The organism is Enterococcus sp. DIV0876 (assembly GCF_050529585.1).
In the GTDB taxonomy this organism is placed as follows: Bacteria; Bacillota; Bacilli; order Lactobacillales; family Enterococcaceae; genus Enterococcus_D.
Window position 1 is genome coordinate 1,130,324 of record NZ_CP172882.1, and the last position, 23,896, is coordinate 1,154,219.

A 23,896-nucleotide genomic window follows, 5' to 3' on the forward strand; every position below is an offset into this window, starting at 1 on the left:
TAGAAAGAGGAGGATAAGAATTGAAAATATCTAAGATTACAGTTTATAAAGTAAAACCTCGTTGGATTTTTGTGAAAGTTTCGACGGATGAAGGCATTGAAGGTTGGGGAGAGATGATCTCTGGTACAAAAACTGAAACAGTAGTAGCTGGTGCTTATGAAATAGGTAATCGCTTTCTCGTGGGGCAAAACCCGTTTGAGATTGAACGCTTATTTCAAGTGATGCATCGTTCATTTTTTCGAGGTGGACCCATTCAGGGTACAATCGTTTCAGGACTAGAGATGGCCTTATGGGATATCAAAGGAAAGGCATTGCAAGTGCCTATCTATGAACTGTTAGGTGGCGCAGCCAGAGATCGTATCAAAGTCTATTCTTGGATTGGCGGCGATCGTCCGAATGAAGTTGTCGCACAAGCACAAGACCGCTTTGATCGTGGATTTACTGCTGTCAAAATGAACGCAACGGAAGAATTGCACTATATAGATTCCTATGAAAAAGTAGAAGAAGTAGTCGAACGGGTGGCCTCAATACGTGAAAAATTTGGCTATAAATTAGATATAGGCGTTGACTTTCATGGTAGGGTGCATAAACCAATGGCCAAAGTATTAGCAAAAGCTTTAGAGCCTTATCATCCAATGTTTCTTGAAGAGGTAGTGCTGCCAGAGAATGAGGAACATTTTAAAGAAGTCGCTCACTCAGTTGCTGTCCCTTTGGCAACTGGAGAAAGACTATATACTAGATGGCAATTCAAGTCGATAATACAAGAAGGCGCAATTGATATTATCCAACCAGATGTGGCATTATGCGGAGGTATTCTTGAGACACGTAAAATAGCTGCAATGGCTGAAGCATACGATATCGCTGTTGCCCCTCATGCACCGTATGGGCCAATTGCATTAGCAGCTACGCTTCAAGTTGATTCATGTACACCAAACGTATTTATTCAAGAACAAAGTTTGGGTATTCACTATAATAAGGGATTCGATTTATTAGATTTTATTAAAAACAAAGAAGTATTTTCGTACAAAGATGGCTATGTTGATTTGCCAAATAAACCAGGTTTGGGTCTTGAAATGGATGAAGACCGTATTAAGGAAATTGCTCAAGAAGGATTGGTATGGACAAATCCACAGTGGAAGAACTACGATGGTACCATCGCAGAATGGTAGTGAGGAGGTAAATTCAAATGGCAGAAGCAATCATTGTGATGGTCTTTCTCATTTTGTTGATGTTTATGCAGATAAGAGAGCAATATCGAATCACATTGGCAGCAAAGAGAAGTCGAATCAAGCAAATTCTTGCTCTAACACTTGCAATCATGGTTTTAGGTATTTTCTGGCCAGAACAAGTAGCTGATCAAATCAAATTGTTTGCTTTTGCTGTCTTGATCTGCGCAATCGGGTTTTTAAAAGATGGTTTGGCCAACGATCATTTGGTAAAATTTGGTGTGTTAAATGGAGAGTATCGACAGTTTGTAACAATCCAAATTGAAGCCGCAGCAAAGGGACAATCATTTGTCACCTTTTACAAAAGAAAAAACAATTATTTCTCATTGTTTTTTGAGGCCTCACCTGATGTTCTTGAAACATACTTTAATGATTTAGGATTTTCAGAAAAAATAATTAATGGTGAAATCTCTAAAGAAAAAAAGAAAGCCATTGACATAAACTAGAAAAACCGGTTGATGCAAAACTGCATCAATCGGTTTTTTTGTATTTTCACATATGAAATCAAGATACACAAGTCATTATGATTTCGTTGGAATAATGGTTGGAACGTCAAATATAGTTTTTTAGCCATTTTCAATCAAAATCTTATGAGAAATGTTATCTGAGTGTCACAGTTATCATACAACATTTTTTATTTTCATCATTTACTTACAGTGTTTCCTATGCTATCATTTCTTGTGTAAACATTATAATGTTATAATTAGGAGGAGTTATATGAACGGGTTTGTTGCATTTATTGAAGAAAAATTGATGCCAGTTGCGAATAAAGTAGGGATGCAACGGCATATGGTGGCGATTAGGAAAGGAATCATTGCTACTTTGCCATTGACGATCGTTGGTTCATTCTTCACGATACTGTTGAATTTTCCAATTGAATCAGTCGCAGCATTGATTGAACCTTATCGTGAAGTACTGGATATTCCATTTCGTTATACTGTTGGATTATTGGCACTATATGCTACGTTTGGTATTGCTTCATCATTGGCAAAAAGTTATCAATTAGATTCCTTAACAGCAGGGATTTTGGCAACTATGTCATTTCTTGTAACCGCTGCCCCGCCAATTCGTATCTTTGATTCAGTTGAAGGGATCATTGATTCGGGCAGATATATCAATGTTGCGAATCTAGGCTCGGGTTCTTTATTTGGTGCGATCGTGACAGCGATTCTCTCAGTAGAAATATACCGCTTCTTTATTGTCAAAAATATTACGATCAAAATGCCAGATGGTGTACCGCCTGAGGTAACAAACTCATTTATGGCGTTGATTCCTGGCGGTGCCATTTTGGTCTTGTTTTGGGTGATCCGACATATTATTGGTTTTGATATCAATGCATTTTTAAGCAACATGTTGATGCCGTTGAAAGATATTTTAGCCGGCAATAGTTTGTTCGGTGGTTTATTGACAGTGTTCTTGATTTGTTTCTTCTGGGTATTAGGAATCCATGGTCCAGCTATCATGGGACCAGTGATTCGTCCATTTTGGGATATTTCAATTGCGGAAAATATGGATGCTTTCCAATTATCCGGAAATGCCCATGACTTGCCAAACATTTTTACTGAACAATTCCTGCAATGGTTTGTTTGGATCGGTGGTGCGGGGACAACCCTTGCATTGGTGGTATTATTTGTATTCTCAAAATCAAAATATTTGAAACAGTTGGGTCGACTATCCTTACTGCCAGGTTTGTTCAATATCAATGAACCCGTGATTTTTGGGGCGCCAATCGTGATGAACCCTATTTTGGGGATTCCATTTCTAGTCGCACCACTGATTACGACAACGATTTCTTACTTTGCAACCACAACTGGTATTGTACCAATGATGGCGGCTCGTTTAGGGTTTGCGATTCCCGCCCCGATAGCTGCGTGGATGAGTACCAACTGGAGTATTGCAGCAGGTGTCTTAGTCATTGTGAATTTCTTGATTACATTAGCTATTTATTATCCATTCTTTAAAGTTTTTGAAAAACAACAAATTGAACGGGAATTAGCTGAAGAAACGACTGAAGCATAAAGACGAAACTTTGATAGAAGAAAGAGGTGCATATATGGTCATCTATGCCATGGTATTATTTTTTGGTTGCCAAATATGGTCAGCCAAATCATCATTTGCCAAAAAAATACAACATCTTTCATTTTGGAAAATCATTTTGCTGGTTATTGGCTTGATTGCGGCAGCGATTTTCTTGAGTCGAGGGTTTCCTTTTGCATCATTTTTGATCTGCACGACAACGATAGTTTGCAGTTCGCTCTTGTTTACACGATTTATGACTTTCTATGAAGAATTGAGGTTGAATAAATTTTGAAACGACAACTAGGTATTTCCGTCTATCCAGACCATAGCGATCTTGACGAGGACAAGGCCTACTTAGCGTTAGCACAACGCTATGGCTTTAGCCGTATTTTTATGAGTATGTTAGAAGTAACTGAAGGCAAAGAAAAAGTGCAGGAAAAATTTAAAGGATTGATCGAATATGGGAAATCCTTAGGGTATGAAACGATTTTAGATGTTGCGCCAAGTATTTTTGAAGAACTTCAAATCTCCTATGACGACTTGACCTTCTTTCATGAACTTGGGGCAGACGGCATTCGTCTAGATCTTGGGTTTGATGGCAATAAAGAAGCTATGTTGACTTACAATCCATTTGGGTTAGCCATTGAGTTGAATATGAGTAACGATGTCGCTTATTTAGATAATATTTTGACTTATCAAGCCAACGTCCCTTTTTTATACGGCTGTCATAATTTCTACCCGCAAGAAGGTACGGGATTACCGTATGATTTCTTTTTACAATGCAGTCGTCGTTTTAAAGAAAATGGTATTCGTACTGCCGCGTTTGTGACTGCTAGCGGTCAGATTGGTCCGTGGGATATCAATGACGGATTGCCCACATTAGAAATGCATCGTCATCTGCCAGTTGACGCAGCCGCCAAACACTTATTTGCTACGGGTGTCATCGATGATGTGATTATTGGAAATGCCTATGCAACCGAAGATGAGTTGGCAGCAATGGGCAATGTCGATCGCTATCAGACAACATTTACCATTGATTTTGAAGCAGCTGCTTCTGATGTTGAGCGGAAAATCGTCTTATCCGAACAACACTATCGCCGTGGCGATATTACTTCTCGAATGATCCGTTCTACTGAAGTACGTAAAAAATACAAAAATGAAGCCAATCCTGCCCATGATCATCTAGAAACATTCCAAAGAGGAGATGTAGTCATTGGGAACGATGGTTTTGGCAAATACAAAAACGAGCTGCAAGTTGTCTTAGAACCCCATACGGATGACCGAAAGAATAAAGTGGGACAAATTGCTGAGACAGATCGATTGTTATTAGATTTTATTCATCCATGGTCTAAATTTAGGTTTACTGAAAGAAAGGGATGAAAATAGATGTTTGATTTGATTATTCGTCAAGGAAAGACGATTGATCACCAAAAAATGGATATTGGCATCAAAGATGGCAAAATCCTGCAAGTAGCACCGGTAATCAACGCTTCTGCTGTTCATGAATATCGCTTGCAAGAAAACGAATTTATTTCAGCTGGTTGGATCGATGACCATGTCCATTGCTTCGAAGAAATGACACTATACTATGATTATCCAGATGAAGTGGGCTATAAACAGGGTGTGACTACTGTCATTGATGCGGGAACCACTGGAGCAGAAAATATCCATCGTTTCTACGATTTGGCACAAGAAGCCAAGACAAATGTCTTTGCATTAGTGAATATCTCAAAATGGGGCATCGTTGAACAAGACGAACTTGCTGATTTATCGAAAATCAAAGCGAATCTTGTATCTGATATCGTAGAAAAGTTTCCTAACTTTATCGTTGGTCTGAAAGCCAGAATGAGTAAAACAGTTATAGGTGATAATGGTATTACACCGCTGGAGCTTGCGAAGGAAATCCAGAAAGCCAATCAAGGTTTGCCTTTGATGGTCCATATCGGTTCTGCACCGCCCACACTTGACGCAATTTTGAATCACATGGAAAGAGGAGATGTCTTGACTCATTGCTTCAACGGAAAGGAAAATGGTATTTTAGACAGAGGTACGCAATCAATCAAATCATTTGTCTTTGATGCTTATGAAAAAGGTATTGCTTTTGATATTGGTCACGGCACAGACAGTTTTAATTTTGATGTAGCTGAAAGAGCCCTAAGCGAAAATATCAAAGCCGCATCGATCAGCACAGATATTTATATTCGCAATCGTACCAATGGGCCAGTTTACGACTTAGCGACAACAATGGAAAAACTAGCTGTCGTAGGGTATGATTGGAAAGAGATCATTGACAAAGTGACGGTTGCTCCGGCATTACAATTTAAGCTAAATAAAAAAGGCAAAATTGCTGTGGGGTATGACGCAGATTTGACGGTTTTTTCTTTCAAAGAAGCTGACAAAGTCCTAACTGATTCAAATGGCAATACTAGAACAACATCGATTCAGATCATTCCAACGAAAGCTGTGATTGGAGGCGAGATTTTTGAGACTGAATATTGACGATCTAGGCTTAAAAAAGGTGATCAATGCCTCAGGTAAAATGACGATACTAGGTGTTTCAAAAGTGAGTCAAGGGGTATTGGAGGCACAACGATATGGTGGAGAACATTTCTTCGAGATGGCGGATTTAGCTGTTAAAACAGGGGCCTACTTAGCAAGCTTATTGAAAGTAGAAGATGCGCAGATCGTGTCTTCTGCTTCAGCAGGCATTGCCCAATCTGTAGCTGCGGTAATAGGTAAAGGCAATAGCTATCACCTGTATCACCCTTATAGCCCAAAAATCACCAATCGTGAAATCATCATACCCAAAGGACATAATGTTGACTACGGAACACCTGTGGAACTGATGGTAGCGCAAGGTGGTGGCGAAGTAGTGGAAGCCGGTTATGCAAATATGTGTACGGCCGATCATATAGAACAGATGATTACGCCGAACACAGCCGCTATTTTATATATCAAGAGTCATCATACTGTTCAAAAAAGTATGCTGACTGTTGCACAAGCAGCTGAAGTAGCCCAGGCGCATCATTTGCCATTGATCGTAGATGCCGCTGCAGAAGAAGATTTGTTTGCGTATATCGAAGCCGGTGCTGATTTGGTGATTTATTCTGGCGCCAAAGCACTTTCAGGGCCAAGTGCGGGCTTAGTGATCGGAAAAGCGCGATATATCGAATGGGTACGGCTGCAGTCAAAAGGAATCGGCCGTTCGATGAAAATTGGTAAAGACAATATGCTTGGATTTACTGAAGCGGTCGCCGCTTACTTAATAGAAGGTACTGAGTCAGGGGCATCAATGAAGCAAAGGCTCTCTCCCTTCATCAATTCCATCAATCAAATTTCGGGATTGCAAGCATCGATTGTACAAGATGGTGCGGGTCGAGATATTTATCGCGGCAGCGTCAAGGTAAATAACGGTTCGGCAATCGAAGTGATCAAAGCCTTAAAGGCCTATGATCCGGCGATCTATACGAGAGAGTACCAAGCCAATAATGGGATTATTGAATTTGATATTCGGGCGGTCAATACTGAAGAAATGCAGGCAATCATTGAGCGATTGCAACAAATCATGATAGGAGAAGCAAAAAAATGAACAAAACACCCAATTATTTAAATGAACGGGTTTGCTTGAATGTCTTGGCAAATTCAGTTGAAAATGCACAAGATTGCTATGAAGCAGCAGAAGGTCACGTTGTTTTAGGTGTGCTATCAAAAAACTATCCATCAGATGAAGCTGCTATTGAAGATATGAAACGCTACCAAGCAGCGACAAACAATGCACTTTCTGTGGGCCTAGGTGCGGGTGATCCAAATCAAAGTACCATGGTGACCCGTATCTCAGCTAAGTTGCAACCGCAACATGTAAACCAAGTCTTTACTGGTGCAGCTGCTTCAAGAGCATTGTTAGGACAATCAGAGACAATCATCAATGCTTTAGTTTCTCCAACAGGCAGAGTTGGTTATGTCAATATTGCAACTGGACCGTTAAGCAGTCAACAACCAGCTGCAGACGTACCAATTGAAACGGCAATTGCTTTACTCAAAGACATGGGCGCAAGTTCAGTGAAATATTTCCCAATGAAAGGGTTAGCGCATAAAGAAGAATTCGAAGCAGTGGCAAAAGCATGTGCATCTTATGATTTCTATTTAGAACCCACCGGTGGTATCGATCTAGACAACTATGAAGAAATTTTAAAAATTGCAGTAGATGCTGGTGTAAAAAAAATAATTCCACATATTTATAGTTCGATCATTGACGCAGAAACTGGGGACACAAGACCAGAAGATGTTCAAACATTATTGGCAATGACCAAAAATATTTTAGCAGCAGATGGACAAATGGAGGGGTAAACATGCGAATCGGTGCCTATGGTGAAGTAATGATGCGTTTGACCCCTCCAGAGTATCGGACTTTGGAACAAACCCATTCATTGCGCATGGATTTTACCGGGACCGGGGTCAATTTACTAGGGAATTTGGCGCACTTTGGTCTAGAAACCAAAATGTTGACTCAAGTTCCAGACAATCGATTAGGCGACACAGCAAAAGCCAACTTGCAAACATATGGTATTCAAACAACATTCGTCGGTAAACGCCATAATCATATCGGGAGCTATTTTGCTGAAGTGGGTTATGGTGCTAGACCAACGTATGTGACGTATCAAAATCGCCACAATAGTTCTTTCGGGGTTTCCGGTCCAGAGACGTACGAGATTGATACGTATTTGGCACAAATCGATTTGGTGCATATTTGCGGTATTTCATTGAGTCTAACGGAAGCTACTTGGCAAACAGCTTTGGCAGTAGCCAAAGCCGCAAAGCAACAGGAAGTCGAGGTCTGCTTCGATTTTAATTTCCGTCCCAGTTTGAATGATGCTAAAAATCGCGCAATGTTAAAAGCGCGTTATGAAACAATTTTACCATACTGTGATATAGTCTTTGGTTCGACCAGAGATTTGGCTGAATTGCTAGATTATCGCAAAGCTTTTTCTGGCGAAACAGATGAGCAGCTGATTCAATCTTTTATGAAAGAGTATCATATCAAGTGGTTCTGCGGCACAAAAAGATTGGCAGTTGCTGATCAGCAATTCATCAGTGGCAGAATCATCACCCAAGAAGGGACATACGAAACAAAGGCACAATTGTTGCAAGTTCTTGATAGGATTGGTGCCGGCGATGCCTATGCGGCGGGTATCTTATATGGTTATTCAAATGATTGGTCGATCAAAAAAAGTGCGGATTTTGCCATCACCAATGCTGTCTTAGCCCATACGATGCTAGGGGATGTCTGCTTGACGACGATAGAGCAAGTAGAGCAAGTCATGCAAGCGCCGGGAACTGATTTGATTCGATAAAAAATACAGCGAAGCATACTGTTAGTTGAAACAGTGCTTCGCTGTATTTTTTTTATTCGATATAAGATTCAACTTTTTTCTCCGGCACCACCCAAAGGATCAGCACGAGACTATCCATGATTATGATCAAAAGAGGTTCGATCAACCAACCAAGAAGCAAGGCCAAGCAGTTAATGAACAAAGTGAAGTATAACTTGCGGTAGCCACGGAATAATTGTTGCATGCTACTATTATTTGGATTTGCGTTTATTAAAGCGCGGCCCAACAAAAAATAGCTGAAATCGGTCAACAATATCACTGCGCCATAGAGCATTTGTGGTGCCAGTGAAGTTGGATAGTCGCTGACCCAAGAAGTGACAAATGGAAATAAAGTTAAAGATAAGATCAATAAATGATTTGCCCACAGGGTCCAGCCATTGATTTTTTGTACGATCTGAAACAAATGGTGGTGGTTGTTCCAATAGATGGCTAACATAATGAAACTAATCAAATAAATAATAAATTGATGCTCTACACCAAGAAAGGCGGTAAATGTATCGCCATCGGGTTGATGTAGTTCTAGCACCAACAATGTCATTACGATCGCAATGACAGCATCAGTAAAGGCTTCAACACGGTTTTTAGACATAGCAGGATTTCCTCTCATTATATGTATGGGCAGATTTTAACGCAAATTGCCTGAGACGTCTAGTTTTTTTACCCGATATAGTCAAATGTCTGAATGGTCGTTGATCAATCCGTGCAAGAATAAATCAATTGCGGCATCCATTTGATCATGCCCTTGATTGACATCCAAATGTGCTGCCAATAATATGAATAATTGGCTTGTAGCAAATTCCGGACTGACACCACTTCGAATCTTGGTGTCTCTGGATTGAAACAATGAAACAATCGGTTTTTGATAGTTTTCTTTCCAAAGTTGATAGAGTTTGAATGCAGTTTCTTCAGACACAGAATGCTGAATATCATTCATCATCATATAAAAATTGACCGGATGTCTTCTTTTCAAGAAAGCAAACATTTCATAGAGTTTTTGTGCCAATGTCATATCTGGATCTTCTGCGATGCGCCAAAGATTGACGGAAACTTCGTCAGATAAATTAACCATGACTTCAAAGTAGATGGCTTCTTTGCCTTTGAAATGATAATAGATATTCGGTTGCTTGATACCTAAAGCATCAGCGATTTGTCTTGTAGATGTACCATGATATCCTTGTTGCATAAATAATGATTCAGCGACTTTTAAAATTTGTTCGTACATCAATTGACCTCCAGATCGATTTGGCGCAGCATTTTTTTTGCTGTAAACAATAACTGTAATTTGCGTTGTTTGGATACAGCTTGCTTTTGATGAATGACTTGATACTGCTGTTTACGAATCACCGCCAATATTTCTTTGTAGATCAAGGCTGCAGATAACAAAGACTCCTGACAATCTTGATCGATCAAAGGAATCATTTCGAAGGATGCTTCATAGAGAGATTCGGCAATCATCGCTTCATATTCCCACATATCAATGAAAGAATCAAGTTGATTTCCCAAAAACAACTCTTTTTCGGTCAGATTGAATTTTGCCAATGTTTCTTTTGGCAGATAGATTCGATGCATACGAAGATCTTCGCCTATATCACGTAAGATATTGGTTCGTTGCATCGCTTCTCCCAATTTTTTTGCTGGTTCTTGAATTTCTTTGGCATGACTGGATAAAATAGGAAGCAACATCAAGCCAACACTACCTGCCACATAATAGCTATAGTTGGATAAATCTAATTCTGAGACGGGTTGTTCAAATGACAAATCTTGTTCTTGACCGGTCAATAAGTCAAAGAAAGGCTGATAATCTAAATCAAATTTGATGAAAGTGACAGCAAGCGCACGCCAAATCGCTTGATCAGGGTCAGTTTTCTTTTGGTAGAGTGCCAAGCGCGCTTGGTCAGATGCGGCATCTTTCAATGCTTGCAGTTCTGTTGACATTTGTGCCAATAATTGCGCATCTTGATACTCATCCACGGCATCATCCGCACGACGACAAAAGGCATAGACGGCATATACAGCGCGGGCTTTATCTTTAGGTAATTGTGAAAATGCGGTGTGGAAATTTTTTGAGTGTTTTTTGATGATAGATTCGCAGTAAGCAAATTCTTGACTGTAAGCATCAAAATCGATGATCGGTTTAATGGTCATCCTTTAACAGCTCCTCTACAGCTAGTTTGGCACTTTGCATGACGATCGGTACACCCGCGCCGGGATGGGTACTGCTACCGCAAAAGTATAATCCTTCCGCATAATCAAATTTATTATGTGGTCGGTAATAATTGCTTTGTGCAAGTGTGGGCTTCAGGCCAAAGGTTGCACCGTTAAAGGCATTGAACCGACCTTTAAACATTTCCGGTGTATAGATTTCTTCAAAGACGATGTGCGCTTCGATGTCATGGTAGGGGGTCTTGGTTTTGATCAAGTTGATTATCTGCTGGCGATACGCTTGAATGACTGTCTCAGACCAATCATCGAATTTCGATAGTTCAGGAACTGGAACCAAAATATACAATCCTTCTTGGCCTTCAGGCGCTAAAGAAGGATCCATCAAACTTGGCCGGTACATATAAAAGGAAGGATCTTGCGGTAATTGACCAGCTTCAAAGAGATCATCGACATTTTTCTTGAAATCATCGGCGAAATAAATATTATGCAGTGCTGTTTGATCATAGGTTTTGTCCAATCCAAGATACAAGAGGAAACAAGAACATGAATAATCCATTGAAGAGATTTTTTTATCTGTATATTTCCCACGTTTCTTCTCATCAGGAATCAATGCGGTCATCGCATATGGAAAATCAGCACCGCAAACGACAGCATCAGCTTCAATGAATGTATCCTGCAGACGAATCCCTTGCGCACGGTTATTTTGGATAACCAATTCTTCGACCGGACTATTGTAATGGATCGTACCACCTAATTCTTCAAATAAACGTGCCAATCCTTCTGCCAAAGAATACATCCCACCCTTGATAAAGTAGACACCATACATCAATTCGATCATTGGAATGATCGTGTACAATGAAGGTCCCTGGTAGGGGGAGACGCCAATATATAAGGTTTGGAATGCTAGAGACTTGCGCAAACGATCATCTTTGACGAACTTTGAAATCGATGAGTAGGCATCGCTAAAAGTTTTTAGTTTTAAACCAGCCCATAGAGATTTGGGATTGTAAAAATCGCGCCATGTCCGAAAAGATTTGGTGATAAACATCTCTTTGGCAATGACATAGCGTTTATAGATATCTGCCAAGAAAGCAAAATAACCTTGGGCATCTTCTTCTGAAATTGCTTCTAATGATTTTGTCAATTCTACTAAATCATTAGAGAAAGTGAGTGATTCTTGTTCAGAAAAGTGCAAGTCTAACATGGGATCAACTTTTTCCATCGGAATATAGTCATCAGGATCTACCCCAGCAAACGTAAACACTTCACGATAGATTTCGGGCATCATCACGATGGTAGGACCAACATCAAAAGTAAAACCTTGCGCTTTGATTTGATTCATTTTGCCTCCAGGTTGACTTTCTTTTTCATAGAGGGTGACTTGATAACCTAATTTTTGCAAACGGACAGCGGCAGATAAACTGGCGACACCTGCACCGACAACAATGATCTTTTTCATTGGAACTCCTTTTAGTGATTCTTAGAATCAACAGCTTTTTTTTGATGTTCTTGTTCAGTGAGCACGCCATCTTCCATGACCAATACGCGGTCGCAATAATCTGTTAACCGTGTATCATGTGTAACCATGATGGTGGCTTTATCTTTTTCTTTGGTTTCTTTTGCTAAAATTTCAACCACTTCAATGGCCTTCTTTGAATCTAGACTAGCGGTGGGTTCGTCAGCCAAAATAATTGTAGGATCATGATAAAGCGCACGCGCAATCGCAACCCGTTGACGCTCGCCACCAGATAATTCTTCCGGGTATTTATTGACTAAGTCGGCGATGCCCAACTGCTCAAATAAAGCTTCACCACTTTCTCTATGGGGATCTTTGCTCACCTTGTCGACTAATTGTAATTGTTTTTTGACCGTAAGGAAAGGCACAAGGTTCGAGGCTTGCAAAATAAAACCAATTTCCTTAAAACGGGTCCGCGCCCGTTCTTTTTCTTTTTGTTCACTAAAAGAATCATTATTGATCATTACCTGACCTTTTGATGGTGCTTGCAATCCGCCAGCGATGGTTAAAAAAGTACTTTTTCCCGAACCAGAAGGGCCAATAATAGCGACAAATTCTCCTTTTTCAACGGAAAAGTTGGTTTCTTTCAAAGCTTCGATGGTTGTATCACCATCTTTGAATGATTTTTCGACTTGTTTGAATTCAATTGCAGACATGTTTTTCCTCCTATCCAATGGCTTTTAAAGGATCGATTTTGACAATGGTACGGACTGAGAAGAAGGCACCAATCAGCGCGATCACGATCATGAGAATGCTTAAGACGACATAAAACAGCCAGTTGATTTGAAAAGGTACGGATGCTGGTAGAATCAGCGCGGTACCAAATGTGATCGCGACGCCAGCAAGGACACCAAAAGCCGCCAATAGGAACGTTTGCGCAATCACCGAGTATGAAATATAACGGCTAGAAATCCCTTGGGCTTTCATCACCCCAAAGATATCAGCTTTTTGCATCGTTAAAACATAGATGAAAATACCAATCACAATCGCAGCAATCACGATCAAGAAACCAATCATAAAGCCAAAGGTCAGTACTTGGGCACTATATCCAGGCAGTTCATTGATAAAATCGCTGATAGATGTGGTAACCAAATCATCTGGCAGATCTTTGACATCTCCACGTACGACGATGGCATTGATTCTAGCTTGATCACTATCGTCTGGCGTTTCGAAGCGAATTTCTTGATAGGCACCGATCGATGTATACAATACGGGCGCTACGTTGAAACGGGCATTGTCAGTAAATCCGACGATCGTCAGTTCTTTATCATTACCGGCCAATTTAACAGTATCCCCTATAGAAATGCCATATTCATCAGCAACACTGCTATCAGCGACTGCTTCATCATCAGATGAGAAAAGATTCCCCTCAGTGATATTTGGGGTCAGAAATTGGTCTGGATCGATACCGAAGAAGCTAACATTGATTTTTTCTTGACTATCTTCTTTGGTCACGACACCAGCTGTTTGGGCCAACAGTGCTTTTTCATCGGCATCGATCTCATCAAAGGTACTTCTGGGGATCATGGACATATTCAGATTATCATTGGCTTCGTCCGTTAAAATGATTTGAGAAGCATCCCATTTATCGACCGCTGTCCGATTATCCTGGGCTAGCCCATAAGCCAAACCTGTTAAAAAAAAGACGAGATATGCAATTAAAAACATGACTCCTGTTACTAGGGCATAACGCAATTTTGAATGGCGTATTTCATTGATTGCCAAAAACATAAACATTCCTCCAATGGTTTTATCAAGTGATAAAATCAATGTATCATGTTGGGCTGTCTATGAGAAATGAATTGCTTGAATAAATGAGAAATCAGCTTGAAGTTAAATATGTCACTCATTAAATGTCCATTTTTTACGGTATCGAAGCGATGAAAGCAGGTTATTGACCAGCACGATCAAACAGCTAGTCTGCAGACTGGTTGTTGTCTTTTATTCGTCTTTTTCTAGGAAAGTTGCTACACTAATTGGTAGAGTGAAAGATGACCAAATAAGGAAAAGGAGACGGAGTGGATGAAAAGTTATTTAAAGTTTGGGTTGATGATCCTTGTTTCAACAGTGGTGATGTTTGGCATGATGTATTTGAATGTTTTTCAGGTATCGCATATTTTTTATAGTCAAACAAGATTGTTTATGGCATTAATGATGGGGGCGGTAATGGCCATAATCATGTTGCTTTTTATGTGGAAAATGTATGAAAATAAAAAATGGAACATCGGCATTTTGGTTGTAAGTATTTTGGTTTTCTTCGGTTCATTGTATATGGTCAGAAGCCAAACAGCAGTGGATGATGTCAAATGGATGAAAGCGATGATCCCGCATCATTCGATTGCAATTTTGACAAGCACGAATGCGGACATCGAAGATCCAGAAGTCAAAGAATTGGCAGAAGATATCATTCAGACCCAAAAAGAAGAGATTGAAAAAATGAAACGATTGATCCATAAAATTGAAAACAGTGATCAAGAATAAAACAAATTTTATCAAGGGCCTTTAAACTTGTGCGTCATTTGACAAGTTTAAAGGCCCTCTTGTTTGAGTTTTTGATAGATGAGGGTGAAACTTTCCTCAAAGGTATATGGATCATGAATTTGCTGAGTGATCTCAGCTAAACCTTGGCTGTTTTTTGGATAGGTCAGCCAAAGTTGAAAACATCGGTTCGTCACATATTTGTTGGCGATATACGTATAGGCTTCTTGCAACAGTTCATCAAAACCATTGATTCCTTTTACAGTGATTGCATAGGTCAGGGTACGGGTCAAAATGCGCTGGAAATCTAAATCACGGTCTGCTTCCGCAATGATTTTTCCGTAAATAGATCGCGGTTCAGTTGTCAGTGAGGCGCGATGATCTTCCACCGCGTCGCCGATCACCAGTATCTGAGACCTAGAGAAAAACTGGGATAAAGCAAGATCGCAGAGAACAATCGATCTCGACGTGGTTTCATGGTTCTTTCTACCGTAAAGCATACCGATATCGTGATAAGCCGCGACTGTATAGACCATATCCAAGTTGACATTTAAACCATCCGCAATCTCAAAACTGTTTTGGATCACTTGGTGTACATGTTCTGGAGAATGGCTCGGATCAAACTGCAGGTAAATTGGGATGATCGTCTGTTCGATATAAAATTTTAACGCGGGGTCCATTATTGATTGGCTCCTTTGAGGGATGTCATGCCTAACGGCTTGCGACAGTGTCCAAAATTGGCTTGTTGCGTAGCTAACTGTGCTTTCAGCCACGGTAAATAACTGACAGTTTGGGATGGGTCCCCAGCAGCTGCAGCCATGAGACGTATCCAGGCGGGTGTCTCGGTATCGAGGTTCTTAGTCGACGAAAGTTCTTGCCAACAATCGATCATTTCTTGTGGATAGAGATTGCCCGCCATGGAAGACAGACCATCAAAGCCGAGTTGCACTTTTTTGATCAAATCTTGTTCCCCACCAGCATACATGCGAAAATCATCAGAGAGATTGGGTTTGATTGCGGGGATGCGCTTGAAATCTCCAGCTTCCTTCAAACCAACGACGTGTGAATTTTGTGCCAAAATATAAAGGCTTTCTTCGCTCAAATCAAATCCAGTGCGTCGCGGGTTATTATATAGAATGACAGGTTTCTTAACGGCTAGAATCAACCCTTTGGCATAGGCGATTGCTTCGGACTGAGTTGGACAAATATAAGGCGGAAATCCAAGGACAATGCTAGCAATGGTTGATGTTTGTGCGATATGCATTGCCAATAGCTGCGCCTCTTGATAGCGAATGGCGGCTACACCAAAGAGTAGTTCTGCATCTTTTGAAAATCTTGTTTCAGCGGCAAGCGCATCGACCAAACAGATTTTTTCAGATAAAGACAGACTGTGCTGCTCGCCTGTCGATCCGCAAACCAAAAAAGAACGAATACCTTGTTTTTGCAAATGCAGCATATGGGCAATCGTTTTTTGGCAATCTAGTGTTTCATTCTCGTCAAATGCAGTGGGAACAGCAACATGTAACGGGTATTTTAGTGGGTTCATATCAGTCACCTTTCAACTTGTTTTGCAACGGAAATTCTTTTGATGTTTCGTTTCTAATTTAATACATATAAAGGTTTAAGGATATATTCTTTTCTGAGGAATAACACCACGAACACCGCCTCGCGGGTTTTCGATATCCCCATCGTATCGAGGAATCAAATGGCAGTGACAATGAAAAATCGTTTGCCCGGCAGACGCGCCACAGTTGAACCCAATATTGTAGCCAGTGGGCTGATAAAGTATATCCAGCATGGATTTTGCTTCATCAAGCAATCTGTTGAGGGCGTCTTTTTCTTTTGCTGTCAGTGCAAAGTAGTCTTTACGATGTGCCTTTGGTATCAGCAGTACGTGACCCTTAGAAACAGGGAAACGATCATAGATGACAAAGAATGTGTCAGATTCAATCAAAGATGTTTGGTTGTTACAAAAAGGGCAGAACATCAGGATACCTCCTAAAAGATAAACATTGGTTTTTGCGTTGCATCAAGTATACCAAATAAAACGAAATAAATAGAAAAAAGAGTGCGTTTTCTCTTGACTTGGAGTCCACTCCAAGCTGTATGCTGAAGTTAACACTAAAGGAGGTCGTAGCAATGGATTATATCAAATTAGGCAATACAGGATTGGATGTATCACGTTTGTGTTTAGGAACAATGGGGTTTGGCGACCCGAATAGCGGTTTTCATGAATGGGTACTAGAAGAAGAAGAGAGTCGCACAGTCATCAAAAAGGCACTTGATTTAGGAATCAATTTTTTTGATACTGCAAATATCTATTCTTATGGTGCGAGTGAAAAAATCGTCGGCAAAGCATTGAATGATTTTGCGCCGCGGGATGAAATCGTGGTGGCGACCAAACTATTTTCTAAAATGAAACAAGCCCCTAATAGTGGCGGCTTATCTAGAAAAGCAATATTCTATGAAGTTGAGCAAAGTTTACAGCGGTTGCAAATGGACTATATTGATTTATATATCATCCATCGCTGGGATTATCAGACACCGATCGAAGAAACAATGGAGGCTTTACACGATTTGGTTAAGTCTGGCAAAGTCCGCTATATCGGTGCCTCAGCAATGTATGCGTGGCAATTTGCCAAAGCGCAAGCGGTCGCTGACAAGCACGGCTGGACGAAGTTTGTATCGATGCAAAATCATCTGAATCTATTGTACCGTGAAGAAGAAAGAGAAATGATGCCCCTTTGCGCTGATCAAAAAATTGCGGTCACCCCATACAGCCCATTGGCAGCAGGCCGTTTGACACGTGATTGGGACGCAGAAACCAAACGCTTCTTGACGGACAAAACAGCCCAAAGCAAATATGATCAAACCAAAGAACAAGACCAAGAAATCGTGCGTCGAGTCGCAGAAGTTGCGGATAAGCATCACGTCAAAAGAGCACAAGTTGCATTGGCTTGGCTCTTGCAAAAAGAACAAGTGGCCGCACCTATCATCGGTGCAACCAAAGAAAGCCATTTACTAGATGCACTACCAGCATTAGAGTTGATCCTTTCAACCGATGAGATTGCTTATTTAGAAGCGCCTTATCTTCCCCATGCAGTCGTAGGTGCGGTATAATCAAGGAAAACCACAGGCAAATTTTTGAGAACATTTGCGGTCTGGAGAGTGAAAAGATGAACATCAAAAAAATCAGTGAAATCAGTGGCGTATCTGCGGACACAATTCGTTATTATGAAAAAATAGCACTGATCCCACCCGTAAAACGCAACAAAAACGGCGTGCGGGAATTCGATGAGGAAGACTTGAAATGGATCAAATTTACCCGCCAAATGCGTAATGCTGGGCTATCGATCGAAGGATTGACCCACTACTTGGCGTTATTTAGCGAAGGGCGACATACCGTTCCTGAAAGAAAACAATTATTGGCTGAGCAAATCGCAGTATTAAGAGAAAAAATCAATGATATGACCGAAGCAGTCGAGCGCCTTGAATATAAATTAGATCATTATGATGAACACATCTTGCCTACAGAAGAACGGTTGCGACAAAGACAGTCAGTCAAAAAATAGGGTGATTTAACCTTAAGTAGACATAGTCATTGCAAAGGCGCGCAACGTGACAAGGAAAGGAATGAAATGAGCAAAATCGCTGTTTTAGGCGCTGACACAGTATTGGGTTGTGCTATGTGCAAAAAATACTGGGAGTTATTATCTCAGGTGATTTCTCCTGATGAGAGTCTAAGAAAAAGATGGGAAATGCACAACGAAAAGATAGAGGTGGCACAAGATGCATTAGCTGATTTAGGACTATTGGTACGAAGATTGCAAGGATGCAGTGTTGTGTTGTTATTAGATATTCAGGATCCTCGGGCAACTTTGCGGGTCATCGATGCGATGGCATTGCTGGATAAGCAACATCTGATTACGATCACTCCTGCGCTGCAGCGATTTTTGGTTATCCATGATCAGCAAGACAACAATCTGTACATCAATCCACGAATCAATAATAGAAATATTGATATGTCTTATCAGCTGTTGCAAGAATCGACATTAGAGATCAATCCGATTGATTATCCTGAAAATTGCCAAAGAAACAAAGATGAAGTAATCGCAGTGATTGGTCAAAGATTTATCGCAAAAACATTAGACCGAATAGGATAATTGTGGTGCGTAAATAGTCAAGAATCAAATTTTTCAACGAAGTATGAAAAATTTGATTCTTTTTTTGTATGGCTTTTTGCTAAAATGATGAGAAGAAAATCTGTGTTAGGAACTATTTTGCGAAAAGGAGAACCATTTGAATATGATACATATAAAAAAACAGTTGGCTATTTTACTAGGCGTTCTCTGGATCTGTATTGCGTTAAACTTTTTCTTATTGCCTCATAGTATCGCTTCTGCAGGTGTCGGGTCGATCGGTTATTTGATTGAAACAGGTTGGGAAATCAACCGCCATGCAACGGTTTGGTCCATCAATTTGATCATGCTGACAATGACTTATTTTCTATTAGAAAGGTCCGTTTTTGTCAATACATTGGTTGGCAGTCTAAGCTTTCCAGTGATGCTGGCGCTTTTGCCCGAATGGATGCCGATCCGACTTTATGGTGCATCATTAGTTCTAGGCAGTTTCTTTTTTAGTCTAGGTATCTATTCTCTCTATCGTGTCGGTGCCTCAAATGGTGGAGTCACGATTCCACCATTGATTCTGGAAAAATATTACGGTATCCGCAAAGCCAATGGGGTATTGTTGACGAATGCAATTATCGTTTTGTTGAATATTTGGATTTTCTCTTGGCAAGAAGCGCTGATCTCTGCGTTATCGATCTACTTGATTGCTTTCTTCATGCGCTATTTACTGAGGATTGAACAGAAACGCCAAGCAAAACGCGTGCAAAAGGTGGACAAGATCATTCCCAAAAAGACATTGCCTGTTGATTGACAGTGCAATGTCTTTTTGGTTAAGAGGCATTTTTTAGCACAATATTGGCGCCAATCAAGAAAAAGATGCGAAGTACCAAAGTTGTGATGATTTGTATTGTCGTATCTAGCAACACACTTTTATTGATTTTGTTTGATATACTTAAATGGTATCCTGCAGAGGTAGCTTATTCAATGGAGAGTGGGCTAACATTTGCGGGTTTAACTTATGATTGATTCGCATCTTGCGCATTGATTTGAAAGGAATGAGGATAACGATGAAAATAGTGGCAGCAATTGATTCTTTTAAGGGAAGTGCAACTTCAGAAGAACTAAACGATGCAGTGTTGAAGGGTTTTCCTGATTACGCTGATAAAATCAATCTGCCAATCGCCGATGGCGGTGAGGGAACAATGGCTGCTATCCATGCCAGTTTAGGTGGAGAATACATCGAAGTCAGCACCCAAGATCCTTTAGGTAAAGTGATCACTGCTCATTTTTTGCTGACCATGTTCAAAGGACGGAACATAGCTGTTATTGAATCAGCAACTGTCATAGGCATGGATCTCGTTGAACAAACGGATGACACCACGTTGAATGCTTCGTCATTTGGTTTAGGAATAATGGTTCTGGCAGCATTGAAGAGAAATGTACAAAAAATCTATCTGACATTGGGTGGAACGGCAACATCTGATGGAGGTTTAGGTTTTCTGCAAGCAATCGGAGCAACACTGCAACCAAATCAGCCAAAGCGAGGAAACCCCTTGCTTTGGGTAGATACTGTCGATCTTACAACACTCGATCCTCGACTATCTGAAATCGACATGATTGGTTTAGCGGATGTAACAAATCCTTATACTGGCGAAAATGGATTTGCCCACATTTTTGGTCCACAAAAAGGAGCGTCAGCTGAAACGATCCAACAATTGGATCAACGAGCAGTGGACTTGATGAATCAGTTGCCACAGGCAAGAAAGAAGCTGTTGCTCAAAAATGGTTCAGGTGCTGCTGGGGGAATGGGCGGAGCAATTTTATTGGCTGACGGCCGACTACAGGCTGGTTTTGAAACGATTGCAGATATCATTGGCTTCAAAGAGAAAATAACCCAAGCCGATTTTGTCATCACTGGCGAGGGAAAAATCGACCAGCAGACGGCTCACGGAAAAGTTCCCTTTGGCGTGGCAACGATCGCAAATGATTTGGGTATCCCAGTGATTGCGTTATGCGGATCTAGACAGACAGACATTGGCGAAATGGATCGTCTCGCAATGGCTGTCTTGAGTATTCAGCAAGGGCCGATCACGCTCGAACAAGCAATGGATCATCAGCGAACATTAGACAATACCTATCTGACTGCGCGCGCTATTGCCGGAATCATTTTTGGGCGTCAAAAATGAGTATGATAGGAAAAAAAGTGAATAAAGGAAAGAGCCTGGCTTGCATCAGTCAAGTCAGGCTCTTTCCTTTATCAAGCATAGGCGCAAGTCTGATATGAATACATGGAAATGAAACAAGTAACACAATAATTTCAGGCTTTCATGAAATTATCGCCAATATATTTTTTCATTCCTATCGTATACTTTTATCAAGTCAGAGAAATAAACAAGGAGGTAATCTTATGACATGGTATAAAAAAACGACGCCAGAAATAATAGAAGAGCTGCAAACGAATCAAAATGGGTTGACGATGACTGATCGTCAGACGCGCTTAACTGAGCAAGGAGAGAATGTTATCAGTGAGACGCAACAGATACCAAAATGGCGAAAATTGATGAAACACTTCACTGATTTATTGATGGTCGTCCTAATGGTTGCTGCCATACTTAAAGCAATTACGGGTGATTATGCCGAGAGTGGCATCATTTTTGCAGTCGTAGTGATCAATGGTCTTGTCGGATATTGGCAGGAAAGAAAAGCAGAGGCTTCTTTGAATGGATTGAAGCAGTTGATGGGGAAGGAAGCCACCATCTACCTTCATGGACGCCGCAAGAAGGTGCCAGTTGCTTCGCTAGTCGCGGGAGATCTAGTCGTCCTTGGACCAGGGGATGTCGTTCCAGCTGATTTACGATTGATGATGACACACGACTTGGTGATCGAAGAGTCGATTTTGACTGGAGAATCAGAGCCAGTCCATAAAAAGCATGATACGATCGATAGTGAGGCGATCATCGGCGATCAGCACAATATGGCCTTTTCGGGTACGCATGTCGAAAGCGGTTCAGCAACAGGTATAGTCGTGGAAACGGGGGATCATACGCAAATTGGTCAAATCAATCAAGCCATCCAATCCGTTGAAACCCAAGAAACGCCCTTGATCAAGAAAATGAAACAACTGAACCATCAATTATTTCGATGCATAATCGCATTGGTCCTCTTCTTGATTTTCTTTACAACAATTCGTTATGGCTTTGAAGTCAATGTAATGTTTTCATCGGTGATCGCACTGATCGTGGCGATGATTCCAGAAGGACTGCCTGCGGTATTGACAATGATCTTATCAATGGGTGTCAAGGAAATGTCTGAACAACAAGCGATCATCAAGACGATGCCATCAGTTGAAACTTTAGGGGCAATGACAGTCATTTGTTCGGATAAAACTGGTACCTTGACAAAAAATCAAATGACAGTTGTCGAAGTGATCAGCGAGCATCAGGATGATCATGCGCGAGTGATCGACATCATGACGAATTGCCAAGACATCAAACAAACACAACAGCAAAAGGCCAAAGATTTGGTGGGGAATCCAACAGAAAAAGCGATTTTGCACTATGCTGAAGCTTTTGATCAACCATTAAAAACAACCATCAGCCAATTGCCTTTCAACTCAGCTTATAAATATATGGCAACATTGCACCCAATAGATGAGCAGAAAAAAGCTATGTTATTTGTCAAAGGTGCGCCAGAAGTGTTGCTCAGTCATGCCCATATCTCAGAACAAGAAAAACAAAAGTGGCTAGACCGCGGCACTAAGTTGGCAAGCCAAGGCCAACGCCTGATTGGGTTTGCTTACAAAGAAGTATCCGTTGACCATATATTGACCCATGACTCAGTCAGCGGATTGACCTTTACCGGACTTGCCGGCATCATTGATCCGCCAAAGGAAAGTGCTATTCGATCAGTCAAAGAGTGTTTGCAAGCCGGTATCCAGGTCAAGATGATCACTGGTGATCACGCTGACACCGCGCAAGCGATCGGCAAGCAAATTGGATTGAAACATACGGATCAAGTCTTGCAAGGGATCGATATCGATCATATGTCAGAAGAAGAACTGCAAAAGGCAGTCAATCATGTGGATATTTATGCGCGGACGACTCCAGCCCATAAGCTTAAAATCGTGACTGCTTTACAAAAAAATGGTGAGATCGTCGGTATGACTGGTGATGGTGTCAACGATGCGCCAGCACTCAAAAAAGCCGATATCGGTATTGCGATGGGAATCAAAGGCAGTGAAGTGACAAAACAAGCCGCCGATATGGTTCTTGCGGATGATAATTTCCATACGATTGCCCATGCGGTCAAAGAAGGGCGCAGAATCTATGATAATTTAAAGAAAACGATCCTCTTCTTCTTGCCAACTGCTTTTGCCCAAGGCTTGATCGTGATTCTTGCCTTGCTGCTCAACCGACCGCTGCCGTTGACGTCTGTTCAAATTCTTTGGGTCAATATGGTAACAACGATCACACTTTCTTATGCATTAGGATTTGAAAAAGCAAGCAAAGATGCTATGAGACGGCCACCAAGACTTATCAAAGAGGGGATTTTAAATGGCTACAGTTTCTTCCGAATTGCTTATGTGTCCTTGTTGATCATGATTCCTGCCTATTGGCTGGCCATTCAATTCGATGGGACAGGATTACAACAAAGTATCTTACTGCAAAATATTGTGATTGCTCAAGCTGTCTACTTGATCAATTGTCGTGAGTTATTGGCACCAGCATTCAATCGAGGCATCTTTAAGAATCGGGCGCTGTTGATTTCCTTCGCTGCACTGATCGTGTTGCAAACACTGGCATTAGGTACACCTTTTGGCCAACAGCTTCTAGGTGTCCAACAACTCAGTTTTTTGCAGCATCTGACGATTCTGGCCAATGGTATTCTATTGTTTGGTGTAGTTGAAGTTGAAAAATGGTTTTCTGCCAAATATCAAAAAAGACAAAAAGCCGCTCCAGTCAACCTCGGTTAACG

General features: G+C 40.9%; 25 protein-coding genes. 16 read left to right on the top strand and 9 right to left on the bottom strand.

All coding sequences use genetic code 11. The features are described from left to right. Window positions 1–20 precede the first annotated feature (20 nt). The 9 genes from dgoD to IGI41_RS05255 all read left to right on the top strand — a co-directional run bounded on the left by dgoD (window position 21) and on the right by IGI41_RS05255 (window position 8,596). Window positions 21–1,169: a galactonate dehydratase gene (gene dgoD / locus IGI41_RS05215; RefSeq protein WP_430611913.1), complete on the top strand. Its 1,149-nt coding sequence runs from the start codon at window positions 21–23 to the stop codon at window positions 1,167–1,169. A 17-nt stretch (window positions 1,170–1,186) separates the two neighbouring features. After that, on the top strand, window positions 1,187–1,672 hold the full coding sequence (locus IGI41_RS05220; protein ID WP_430611915.1) for a hypothetical protein: 486 nt from the start codon (window positions 1,187–1,189) through the stop codon (window positions 1,670–1,672). A 271-nt stretch (window positions 1,673–1,943) separates the two neighbouring features. Beyond that, window positions 1,944–3,245 (top strand): PTS sugar transporter subunit IIC, encoded by a 1,302-nt coding sequence (locus tag IGI41_RS05225; RefSeq protein WP_430611917.1) that lies wholly within the window; start codon window positions 1,944–1,946, stop codon window positions 3,243–3,245. Between the two features lie 34 nt (window positions 3,246–3,279). Next, window positions 3,280–3,537: a hypothetical protein gene (locus IGI41_RS05230; RefSeq protein WP_430611919.1), complete on the top strand. Its 258-nt coding sequence runs from the start codon at window positions 3,280–3,282 to the stop codon at window positions 3,535–3,537. Beyond that, window positions 3,534–4,625: a DUF871 domain-containing protein gene (locus IGI41_RS05235; RefSeq protein ID WP_430611921.1), complete on the top strand. Its 1,092-nt coding sequence runs from the start codon at window positions 3,534–3,536 to the stop codon at window positions 4,623–4,625. Before IGI41_RS05230 ends, IGI41_RS05235 begins: the two co-directional genes overlap by 4 nt. Window positions 4,626–4,631: 6 nt before the next feature. Then, window positions 4,632–5,744: an amidohydrolase/deacetylase family metallohydrolase gene (locus tag IGI41_RS05240; RefSeq protein WP_430611923.1), complete on the top strand. Its 1,113-nt coding sequence runs from the start codon at window positions 4,632–4,634 to the stop codon at window positions 5,742–5,744. Then, entirely contained in the window at window positions 5,728–6,834 is a 1,107-nt protein-coding gene (locus IGI41_RS05245) for a DgaE family pyridoxal phosphate-dependent ammonia lyase (RefSeq protein ID WP_430611925.1), read from the top strand. Before IGI41_RS05240 ends, IGI41_RS05245 begins: the two co-directional genes overlap by 17 nt. Beyond that, the gene (gene dagF / locus IGI41_RS05250) at window positions 6,831–7,592 is read left to right on the top strand and encodes a 2-dehydro-3-deoxy-phosphogluconate aldolase (RefSeq protein ID WP_430611927.1); all 762 of its coding nucleotides are present in this window, start codon (window positions 6,831–6,833) and stop codon (window positions 7,590–7,592) included. The genes IGI41_RS05245 and dagF overlap by 4 nt, the downstream gene beginning before the upstream one ends. A gap of 2 nt (window positions 7,593–7,594) precedes the next feature. Further along, window positions 7,595–8,596, top strand: a complete 1,002-nt coding sequence (locus IGI41_RS05255) for a sugar kinase (RefSeq protein WP_430611929.1) — start codon at window positions 7,595–7,597, stop codon at window positions 8,594–8,596. 52 nt (window positions 8,597–8,648) lie between these two features. Here IGI41_RS05255 and IGI41_RS05260 read toward each other — a convergent pair whose 3' ends face one another. The 6 genes from IGI41_RS05260 to IGI41_RS05285 form a co-directional block, all read right to left on the bottom strand. Continuing rightward, on the bottom strand, window positions 8,649–9,224 hold the full coding sequence (locus IGI41_RS05260; RefSeq protein WP_430611931.1) for a TMEM175 family protein: 576 nt from the start codon (window positions 9,222–9,224) through the stop codon (window positions 8,649–8,651). 81 nt (window positions 9,225–9,305) lie between these two features. Further along, window positions 9,306–9,857: a TetR/AcrR family transcriptional regulator gene (locus IGI41_RS05265; protein ID WP_430611933.1), complete on the bottom strand. Its 552-nt coding sequence runs from the start codon at window positions 9,855–9,857 to the stop codon at window positions 9,306–9,308. Then, complete coding sequence (locus IGI41_RS05270; RefSeq protein ID WP_430611935.1) at window positions 9,857–10,780, bottom strand: phytoene/squalene synthase family protein; 924 nt, start codon at window positions 10,778–10,780, stop codon at window positions 9,857–9,859. The genes IGI41_RS05265 and IGI41_RS05270 overlap by 1 nt, the downstream gene beginning before the upstream one ends. After that, complete coding sequence (locus IGI41_RS05275) at window positions 10,770–12,257, bottom strand: phytoene desaturase family protein (protein ID WP_430611937.1); 1,488 nt, start codon at window positions 12,255–12,257, stop codon at window positions 10,770–10,772. Before IGI41_RS05275 ends, IGI41_RS05270 begins: the two co-directional genes overlap by 11 nt. Window positions 12,258–12,268: 11 nt before the next feature. Then, window positions 12,269–12,970, bottom strand: a complete 702-nt coding sequence (locus IGI41_RS05280) for an ABC transporter ATP-binding protein (RefSeq protein WP_430611939.1) — start codon at window positions 12,968–12,970, stop codon at window positions 12,269–12,271. 10 nt (window positions 12,971–12,980) lie between these two features. Beyond that, on the bottom strand, window positions 12,981–14,045 hold the full coding sequence (locus tag IGI41_RS05285; RefSeq protein WP_430611941.1) for an ABC transporter permease: 1,065 nt from the start codon (window positions 14,043–14,045) through the stop codon (window positions 12,981–12,983). 291 nt (window positions 14,046–14,336) lie between these two features. Between IGI41_RS05285 and IGI41_RS05290 the strand changes: the two genes are divergently transcribed. Continuing rightward, entirely contained in the window at window positions 14,337–14,795 is a 459-nt protein-coding gene (locus IGI41_RS05290; protein WP_430611943.1) for a DUF305 domain-containing protein, read from the top strand. Between the two features lie 47 nt (window positions 14,796–14,842). On the opposite strand, the gene IGI41_RS05295 is transcribed toward IGI41_RS05290, so the two are convergent. From IGI41_RS05295 to IGI41_RS05305, 3 genes are all read right to left on the bottom strand, one after another. Further along, entirely contained in the window at window positions 14,843–15,472 is a 630-nt protein-coding gene (locus tag IGI41_RS05295) for an HD domain-containing protein (protein WP_430611945.1), read from the bottom strand. Next, window positions 15,472–16,338: a dihydrodipicolinate synthase family protein gene (locus IGI41_RS05300; protein ID WP_430611947.1), complete on the bottom strand. Its 867-nt coding sequence runs from the start codon at window positions 16,336–16,338 to the stop codon at window positions 15,472–15,474. The genes IGI41_RS05295 and IGI41_RS05300 overlap by 1 nt, the downstream gene beginning before the upstream one ends. A gap of 75 nt (window positions 16,339–16,413) precedes the next feature. After that, the gene (locus IGI41_RS05305; protein ID WP_430611949.1) at window positions 16,414–16,779 is read right to left on the bottom strand and encodes an HIT family protein; all 366 of its coding nucleotides are present in this window, start codon (window positions 16,777–16,779) and stop codon (window positions 16,414–16,416) included. 152 nt (window positions 16,780–16,931) lie between these two features. On the opposite strand from IGI41_RS05305, the gene IGI41_RS05310 reads away from it, so the two are divergent. From IGI41_RS05310 to IGI41_RS05335, 6 genes are all read left to right on the top strand, one after another. Then, a complete protein-coding gene (locus IGI41_RS05310; RefSeq protein WP_430611951.1) occupies window positions 16,932–17,912 on the top strand; it encodes an aldo/keto reductase in 981 nt (326 codons plus the stop codon). 56 nt (window positions 17,913–17,968) lie between these two features. Continuing rightward, a complete protein-coding gene (locus IGI41_RS05315; RefSeq protein WP_430611953.1) occupies window positions 17,969–18,364 on the top strand; it encodes a MerR family transcriptional regulator in 396 nt (131 codons plus the stop codon). Window positions 18,365–18,430: 66 nt separating this feature from the next. Continuing rightward, window positions 18,431–18,955, top strand: a complete 525-nt coding sequence (locus tag IGI41_RS05320) for a hypothetical protein (RefSeq protein ID WP_430611955.1) — start codon at window positions 18,431–18,433, stop codon at window positions 18,953–18,955. 142 nt (window positions 18,956–19,097) lie between these two features. Next, complete coding sequence (locus IGI41_RS05325) at window positions 19,098–19,733, top strand: YitT family protein (RefSeq protein WP_430611957.1); 636 nt, start codon at window positions 19,098–19,100, stop codon at window positions 19,731–19,733. A gap of 256 nt (window positions 19,734–19,989) precedes the next feature. Continuing rightward, on the top strand, window positions 19,990–21,108 hold the full coding sequence (locus tag IGI41_RS05330) for a glycerate kinase family protein (protein WP_430611959.1): 1,119 nt from the start codon (window positions 19,990–19,992) through the stop codon (window positions 21,106–21,108). 221 nt (window positions 21,109–21,329) lie between these two features. Continuing rightward, entirely contained in the window at window positions 21,330–23,894 is a 2,565-nt protein-coding gene (locus IGI41_RS05335) for an HAD-IC family P-type ATPase (RefSeq protein WP_430611961.1), read from the top strand. The last annotated feature ends 2 nt before the right edge of the window (window positions 23,895–23,896 follow it).

What these genes read in the sequence shown, in the direction of transcription:
- IGI41_RS05220 (WP_430611915.1), top strand. Translation starts at nt 1,187, where the DNA reads ATGGCAGAAGCAATCATTGTGATGGTCTTTCTCATTTTGTTGATGTTT.
- IGI41_RS05225 (WP_430611917.1), top strand. Translation starts at nt 1,944, where the DNA reads ATGAACGGGTTTGTTGCATTTATTGAAGAAAAATTGATGCCAGTTGCG.
- IGI41_RS05230 (WP_430611919.1), top strand. Translation starts at nt 3,280, where the DNA reads ATGGTCATCTATGCCATGGTATTATTTTTTGGTTGCCAAATATGGTCA.
- IGI41_RS05240 (WP_430611923.1), top strand. Translation starts at nt 4,632, where the DNA reads ATGTTTGATTTGATTATTCGTCAAGGAAAGACGATTGATCACCAAAAA.
- dagF (WP_430611927.1), top strand. Translation starts at nt 6,831, where the DNA reads ATGAACAAAACACCCAATTATTTAAATGAACGGGTTTGCTTGAATGTC.
- IGI41_RS05255 (WP_430611929.1), top strand. Translation starts at nt 7,595, where the DNA reads ATGCGAATCGGTGCCTATGGTGAAGTAATGATGCGTTTGACCCCTCCA.
- IGI41_RS05260 (WP_430611931.1), bottom strand. Translation starts at nt 9,224, where the DNA reads ATGTCTAAAAACCGTGTTGAAGCCTTTACTGATGCTGTCATTGCGATC.
- IGI41_RS05265 (WP_430611933.1), bottom strand. Translation starts at nt 9,857, where the DNA reads ATGTACGAACAAATTTTAAAAGTCGCTGAATCATTATTTATGCAACAA.
- IGI41_RS05270 (WP_430611935.1), bottom strand. Translation starts at nt 10,780, where the DNA reads ATGACCATTAAACCGATCATCGATTTTGATGCTTACAGTCAAGAATTT.
- IGI41_RS05275 (WP_430611937.1), bottom strand. Translation starts at nt 12,257, where the DNA reads ATGAAAAAGATCATTGTTGTCGGTGCAGGTGTCGCCAGTTTATCTGCC.
- IGI41_RS05280 (WP_430611939.1), bottom strand. Translation starts at nt 12,970, where the DNA reads ATGTCTGCAATTGAATTCAAACAAGTCGAAAAATCATTCAAAGATGGT.
- IGI41_RS05285 (WP_430611941.1), bottom strand. Translation starts at nt 14,045, where the DNA reads ATGTTTTTGGCAATCAATGAAATACGCCATTCAAAATTGCGTTATGCC.
- IGI41_RS05290 (WP_430611943.1), top strand. Translation starts at nt 14,337, where the DNA reads ATGAAAAGTTATTTAAAGTTTGGGTTGATGATCCTTGTTTCAACAGTG.
- IGI41_RS05295 (WP_430611945.1), bottom strand. Translation starts at nt 15,472, where the DNA reads ATGGACCCCGCGTTAAAATTTTATATCGAACAGACGATCATCCCAATT.
- IGI41_RS05300 (WP_430611947.1), bottom strand. Translation starts at nt 16,338, where the DNA reads ATGAACCCACTAAAATACCCGTTACATGTTGCTGTTCCCACTGCATTT.
- IGI41_RS05305 (WP_430611949.1), bottom strand. Translation starts at nt 16,779, where the DNA reads ATGTTCTGCCCTTTTTGTAACAACCAAACATCTTTGATTGAATCTGAC.
- IGI41_RS05310 (WP_430611951.1), top strand. Translation starts at nt 16,932, where the DNA reads ATGGATTATATCAAATTAGGCAATACAGGATTGGATGTATCACGTTTG.
- IGI41_RS05315 (WP_430611953.1), top strand. Translation starts at nt 17,969, where the DNA reads ATGAACATCAAAAAAATCAGTGAAATCAGTGGCGTATCTGCGGACACA.
- IGI41_RS05320 (WP_430611955.1), top strand. Translation starts at nt 18,431, where the DNA reads ATGAGCAAAATCGCTGTTTTAGGCGCTGACACAGTATTGGGTTGTGCT.
- IGI41_RS05325 (WP_430611957.1), top strand. Translation starts at nt 19,098, where the DNA reads ATGATACATATAAAAAAACAGTTGGCTATTTTACTAGGCGTTCTCTGG.
- IGI41_RS05330 (WP_430611959.1), top strand. Translation starts at nt 19,990, where the DNA reads ATGAAAATAGTGGCAGCAATTGATTCTTTTAAGGGAAGTGCAACTTCA.
- IGI41_RS05335 (WP_430611961.1), top strand. Translation starts at nt 21,330, where the DNA reads ATGACATGGTATAAAAAAACGACGCCAGAAATAATAGAAGAGCTGCAA.